Genomic DNA, 3,965 nt, shown 5'->3' with positions numbered 1-3,965 from the left:
CGAAATTGCCACCGACCTGAAACAGGGACTGGGCAAAGCCGTGGCGGCCGCCGGAGGCAATACGCGCCACACGTGAAGCCTCTGGATGAAAGATCGCCGATCCCAGACCGATCAAGCTGGAGCCGATCAGCAGTACCGTATAGCTGTCGGCATTGGCGAGCAGCAAAAGGCCGGTGAATGTACTGACACTGGAGAGTGGCAGAGAATAAGGCATCGGCCAGCGGTCGGTGATAATGCCGATGACCGGTTGCAGCAGGGAGGCCGTGATCTGGAAGGTCATGGTCAGGAAGCCGATCTGACGGAAATCCAGATTATAATTGGTTTTAATCAACGGATAGATCGCTGACAGCAGCGATTGCATAATATCGTTGAACATGTGGCAGAAGCTGACAACCACAATCAGTGAAACAGTTGTGGCTTCAGTTATTTTTGGTGACTGGCTGGTCACGGTTGTCATTGCAAGTGCTCCGGATATGTTATGCCTTTTTTTGAAGTCACGCGCTATCCGGCATTAGCCGGATATATGCATTCTTTCTGTAAGTCAGAGGTCAATATTTCATGTAGCGTTCAGCGCCGATAAAGATGATGCTTTGTGCCTATCTGACCGGATGCCGCTTTTTGATTTTTCTCTGACTGGCAGCATTCTGCTTAGTCCGCTTTTCTCTGGCCTGCTTTCGTGCTAAGGACGTAAAGTTTTTTAACTGGGCCAAATCATGCATTTAAATAGTCCCGATGATATAAATACACTGATTTCGCAGGGTTTTCATCTGATCGAACATGCCGCTGATCCGGTTGTAGCCCTTGCCAGACAATATCCGGGCGGCTTGCTGATCCCGATGCACCGCCATTCCCGAACGCAGTTTCTTTATGCGCGTTCAGGCGTTGCATTGGTTGTAACTGAGCGCGGGCGCTGGATGATCCCTCCGGATCATGCTCTGCTTATTCCGCGCGGTATCGAGCATCGGGTTGAAATGTTCTCCGGCGTTGAAATGCAATCGGTCTATATGCGCGACTATGACCATAGCGGTCATCCTTGCGTGCTGTCGGTGAATGAGCTAGTGCGCAGCCTGCTCGCAGAAGTGGTGAAGCTGCAAAAGCCTGATGCGGATGATGAGCGCAGTGGCTTGCTTTTTGATCTGCTGCTCCATGAGATTAAGCGCCTGCCAGTGCGTGAGCTGGGACTGCCGTTTCCGGAAAAGCCGGCACTGGCCGCATTGTGCAAAGCATTTTTAAAAGCGCCTGATCCGGCTGCGGATATTGACAGCTGGGCAGAGAAAATGGGTATGAGTCGCCGTTCTTTTACAAGGCTGTTCCGCGCGCAGACCGGTGTGAGTTTTGTGACATGGCGTCAGCAGGCGTGTATTTTCGCATCACTGCCAAAGCTTGCTTCCGGTGAGCCGATTACATCTGTTGCCTTCGACACCGGTTATGAAAGTGCTGCGGCCTATACCACAATGTTCAAGCGAATGCTCGGCAGTTCTCCGCGAGATTATATGCGCCAGCAAGCCGGTTATGCCGGATAAAAAGGGATGAGATATTCTTTGTTTTTACGCATGGCTTGGTACTCAAATCAGTACCCACCTTTGCGAGACATGCTCTGGCATTGAACTGTTATTTAATGTACGGCAGTATATTGTGCAAACAGTGAAGAGAGCGCAAAAGCACTCCGGACTTTTTCTATTATAGTTTGCGCGTTATTTGCTCGGAGGGGGCAGAATGCACCATTTGTTCGGTATATCACCAGCTTTGATGTTCTTGCTGTTTTGTGTTTGTGGCATCATTTTCTATGCAGTCGGACTGGTGTTTCTGCGCATTTTCGCAAGACAGGCATCGAAAGATATTTTGACGCTGCCGATCGCAGCATTTGTCGGCACAATTGCAACGGCATGGGCTTTGGCGCTGGGCTTTGTCGCTGCTGATATCTGGACGGTGAATGGCCGTGCAGATCAGGCCGCTAGCGAAGAACGCTCATCTATCACCCGTCTGATCGGTATGGCACGGCCGGAGGCTCTGAATGATCCGGTTTTGCTCAAGGCGCTCACAGTTTACCGTGTGACAGTGATTTCTGAGGAATGGCATAAAGGCTACAACACTCAGCCCGCCCGCGCGGTTGAGGAGGCGTTACAGAATATCCGTGTCTCGATGATCAGTCTCGCACGCGGCGATATACCGGGGGCTTTGATGTCGCAGATGGTGCGGGATTTTGATGAAATGCAGGATGCCCGTAATGCGCGTCTTGCGTTGGGATCAAGCTCTGTCAATCATTACAAGTGGTATCTGGTATTTTTCCTGACCGTTTTGACTCTGGTCGTTATAGCTTCTGTTCATGCGGATCGGCCGAAAGCAGGGCGCAAAGCGCTCGCCATTTATATTGTGACTGCAACGATGAGTATGTGGATTCTGGCGATCCATACCAGCCCTTATCGCGGTGTCGGGCGTATTGATCCGACTGTGCTGTTTACGAGCCAGAAAAATGCGATGAGCTTGCCGGAGGCTTTCCATAAAAAAGGATAGCCTATTCATTATCTGATGCCGGTTATACCGGCATCACGTCAAGCTCAGCCAGCATAGTCGCGCTGTCAATTCAGGTGCGGTGAACCGGTTTTCCTGTATAGGAACCCGCATTTTTCGCATTGCGCTGTTGCTGGATACGGTCGCGGAACTGGTCAACAGTCATAGCCCCCTGAACATCCATAATCTGGCTGACCTGTGTTTCAGTGAGGTTTCCGGCTCCGCCTTTCAGGCGCAGGCTGACAATCGTATTGCCGAGCTTGGAGGCTTCAATACACAGGCGGGCATCTTCCTTGCTGATGCCGTGAGAGGCAAAGGAGCTGATAACACTGCCGATAATGCCGCCTATGGCAGCGCCGGTCAGCATACCGATTGAAGCGGCAACCAGCCAGCCGGCTGTTAAAGCCGCAGAGCCGACAACCGGCACCGCAATCAGGCCGAAACCTGTAATCAAACCGGCAATACCGCCAATCACAGTGCCGATACCGGCATAGTTGACGATTTCATCGCACATGGTTGTATCTTCTTCCGCAAATTTGCGGCTGACAATGACAATGTCAGAGTGAGGAAAGCCTGCAGCCTCAAGATTATGCACGACCTGTTTTGCAGAGCCGTAATGATCGTAAATTCTAGAAATAAGTTTCATTTTATTTCTCCTGCAGCGTTTGAGTACCTTTCCGGAATAAAGTCTGCCTTCTTCAAAGTTATTATCTTTGAAGTAACATGATAATTTTACCATGTTACTGAAATGATGGTATCACAATATTTTATTATTTTAAGTTGTAATTGCCGGTAATTCTTGGATCTCTGCCGTTTTGCGCTATTTTGTTGATCTCTATGTGCGGAATCCGGCTTCACACATGGTATTATGCGTTTTAAGATAAAATCTGCTTCAGCGTGAGGTTTACTGATGCTTTGGCTCCGGCTTCACTGAAGACAGGTCATTTAACGGGGCAGGGACAGCATAATGTATAAGCATATTTTGATTGCTACGGACGGATCTGAGCTTGCACAAAAAGGTCTGGAACAGGGGCTGCAACTGGCCTCTAAACTTGGAAGCAAAGTGACTATTCTGACTGTGACCGAGCCTTTTCCGATGATGGCAACCGCCAGCAGCGCAGGCTGGATTGCCAGCCCGAAAGATATCGAAATCTATAATGAAAATCAGGCGCGACAGGCGCAGGATATTCTTAATGCAGCCGGTGAGGCGGCTACGAAAGCCGGTATTACTGCCACGCTGAAACATATTGATGAGCGCTGGCCTGCCGAGGCGATTATCGATTTCAGCCAGCACAGCGATGTTGATCTGATTGTGATGACATCCCATGGCCGCCGCGGTATCGGCCGCTTGTTGCTGGGCAGCCAGACCAGTGAAGTGCTGACACATACCAAAACGGCTATTCTGGTTGTGCGCTAAAAGGCGACCTCTTAGCATCAGGATTTGAAAACGGGGC

The 3,965-nt window shown here is 50.2% G+C and carries 5 protein-coding genes; 3 read left to right on the top strand and 2 right to left on the bottom strand.

From position 1 onward, the window contains the following. Positions 1 to 457 (bottom strand): MFS transporter (locus A918_RS0114140; RefSeq protein WP_033316148.1); only part of this gene is annotated, 457 nt, incomplete at its 3' end. Between the two features lie 256 nt (positions 458 to 713). Here A918_RS0114140 and A918_RS20565 point away from each other — a divergent pair. Together A918_RS20565 and A918_RS0114120 are read left to right on the top strand one after the other, a co-directional pair. Continuing rightward, a complete protein-coding gene (locus tag A918_RS20565) occupies positions 714 to 1,523 on the top strand; it encodes a helix-turn-helix domain-containing protein (RefSeq protein WP_022711695.1) in 810 nt (269 codons plus the stop codon). 193 nt (positions 1,524 to 1,716) lie between these two features. Further along, positions 1,717 to 2,514 (top strand): hypothetical protein, encoded by a 798-nt coding sequence (locus A918_RS0114120; protein WP_022711694.1) that lies wholly within the window; start codon positions 1,717 to 1,719, stop codon positions 2,512 to 2,514. Positions 2,515 to 2,584: 70 nt separating this feature from the next. Here the strand turns inward: A918_RS0114120 and A918_RS20560 are convergent, their stop codons facing one another. Continuing rightward, entirely contained in the window at positions 2,585 to 3,157 is a 573-nt protein-coding gene (locus tag A918_RS20560; protein ID WP_022711693.1) for a hypothetical protein, read from the bottom strand. 321 nt (positions 3,158 to 3,478) lie between these two features. On the opposite strand from A918_RS20560, the gene A918_RS0114110 reads away from it, so the two are divergent. Then, positions 3,479 to 3,928: a universal stress protein gene (locus tag A918_RS0114110; protein ID WP_022711692.1), complete on the top strand. Its 450-nt coding sequence runs from the start codon at positions 3,479 to 3,481 to the stop codon at positions 3,926 to 3,928. Positions 3,929 to 3,965: the final 37 nt, after the last annotated feature.

The organism is Pseudochrobactrum sp. AO18b (assembly GCF_000409565.1).
Lineage (GTDB): Bacteria > Pseudomonadota > Alphaproteobacteria > Rhizobiales > Rhizobiaceae > Pseudochrobactrum > Pseudochrobactrum saccharolyticum.
Note: the sequence above shows the minus strand (reverse complement) of the source record. Positions and strands in the feature narration are given on the sequence as shown.